This is a genomic window from Shewanella sp. SW24, from assembly GCF_025653395.1.
Taxonomy (GTDB): domain Bacteria; phylum Pseudomonadota; class Gammaproteobacteria; order Enterobacterales; family Shewanellaceae; genus Shewanella; species Shewanella oncorhynchi.
Window position 1 is genome coordinate 1 of record NZ_JAKKSH010000060.1, and the last position, 1,976, is coordinate 1,976.

The window sequence follows — 1,976 nt, forward strand, 5'->3', positions numbered from 1 at the left end:
GACACCTGTTTCTTTATCGTGGCTAACATCGTATCCCGCTTTACCTAAGTCAGTCGCGAGTTGCGCTGAATCACCTTTGTATGTCGCTAAATTGTAACTATCTTTTGTTGTGCCATCTTTAGCAACAACAGAGAAAGTACCGACATCCGAGGCGCTTAAGCTAGACAGGGTTGTCGTAACTGAGGCTTCAGCCTTAACGCCTGCACCTGCTTTATTAATGTTATCAGCGACTTTGGCAGCATTGTCACCAGCCGTAATAGCTACAGTCTTACCATTAACAGCAAAAGCTGCATCATCGGCTGTACCTTGCGATAAAGCGCCCGCGGTTTCTACACCAAATTTAGTGCCTTTTCCTGAAACGCTGTGATTACCAATCTTATTCGCCGCAGTGCTAGACAACGATACTGAAATCGTTTCATTTGCGTTTGAACCGACCTGAAACTTTTGACTACCGTAACTACCATCAAGTAATTTCTGTCCACCAAAAGAAGTCGTGTCAGCAATACGTGTTAATTCAGTTTGTAATGAAGAAATCTCTTTCTGCATAGACTCACGGTCAGCAGTAGAGTTAGAACCGTTAGCAGATTGTAGAGACAGGTCACGCATACGCTGCAGAATGTTAGTCGATTCTTGCATTGAACCTTCGGCAGTTTGCGCAATTGAAATACCATCGTTCGCGTTACGCATTGCTACGTCTAAACCATTAATCTGACTCGTCATACGGTTAGATATTTGTAGGCCCGCCGCATCATCTTTAGCGCCATTGATACGCAAACCTGAAGATAAGCGTTCCATTGAAGTTTTCAAACCATTGTTCGCATTAGTGAGGTTTTTCTGTGAATTCATTGAAGTCACGTTGGTGTTTACTGAAATAGCCATAAAATATATCCTCTTTACCTGACGTTACGTTAGTGCCTGTCTTGCTGTAATGACGTTAAGCCAGGCCAATCTCATGGGTTACATTCAATTTAACGGCAGCACTTTGGCTTACTTTAATTTTTTATTTAAATAATTGAAAAAATATATCCATTTGCAATCATCACAATGAACCATACCTCTGCAACTACCTGATTGATAAGGAATAAAAAGAAAGGGAGAAGGAAATAAGCTGAGAGCTGTGCAAATTCTTATGGATGGTCTGATTATATTGCTTATTCACAAAAATAAAATTAATAGCATGAAACGTGGAAAAATAACTATGCCCAAGTACATTGTCTAAACAACTGTTTAAATAGAGACTTGGGCATTAGCTCATTTTCTATTACTCGATTTAAGGATTAGCCCAGTAATGATAACGCCACCTGAGGCAACTGATTAGCCTGTGCTAACATAGCCGAAGAGGTCTGAGATAGGATTTGCTGCTTGGTCATCTGCGCAGTTTCTTTAGCAAAGTCAACATCTTGAATACGGCTACGGGCGTCAGCCACGTTAGTCTGCACGTTGCCTAAGTTATTAATAGTGAAGCTCATTCGATTTTGAACCGCACCTAAATCTGCACGCTGCGCATCGATTCCGGCCAAAGCGTTATCAATCACAGCTATTGCATCTTGGGCGCCATTTGCAGTGCTAATATTAGCCTTACTCACTGCGTTTAAAGTTGAATTACCAGCAGTTGCAGTCACACCGCCACCGAGCAGCTCGCTAGCTGTTGTACCTTTAATGGCAAATTTTTCAGGTGAAGATAATTTAAGTTCAGACGTTTTACTGGCGTTTGCTCCACTAGCTAAGCCGCCTAACGCTGCTGTACCGCCAGAGTAACCAGTGACTTCTACACCAGCAACACCCTTAGCTGTAATACTAATGACACCTGTTTCTTTATCGTGGCTAACATCGTATCCCGCTTTACCTAAGTCAGTCGCGAGTTGCGCTGAATCACCTTTGTATGTCGCTAAATTGTAACTATCTTTTGTTGTGCCATCTTTAGCAACAACAGAGAAAGTACCGACATCCGAGGCGCTTAAGCTAGACAGGGTTGT

Annotated in this window: 1 protein-coding gene and 1 pseudogene; both read right to left on the bottom strand. The window is 42.3% G+C overall.

Annotated features, from left to right (window positions below):
- Positions 1–879 (bottom strand): annotated as a pseudogene (locus L5M17_RS22805) (flagellin); the annotation flags it as partial.
- A 398-nt stretch (positions 880–1,277) separates the two neighbouring features.
- The coding region (locus L5M17_RS22810) for a flagellin (protein WP_263149284.1) at positions 1,278–1,976 on the bottom strand (699 nt) is incomplete at its 5' end.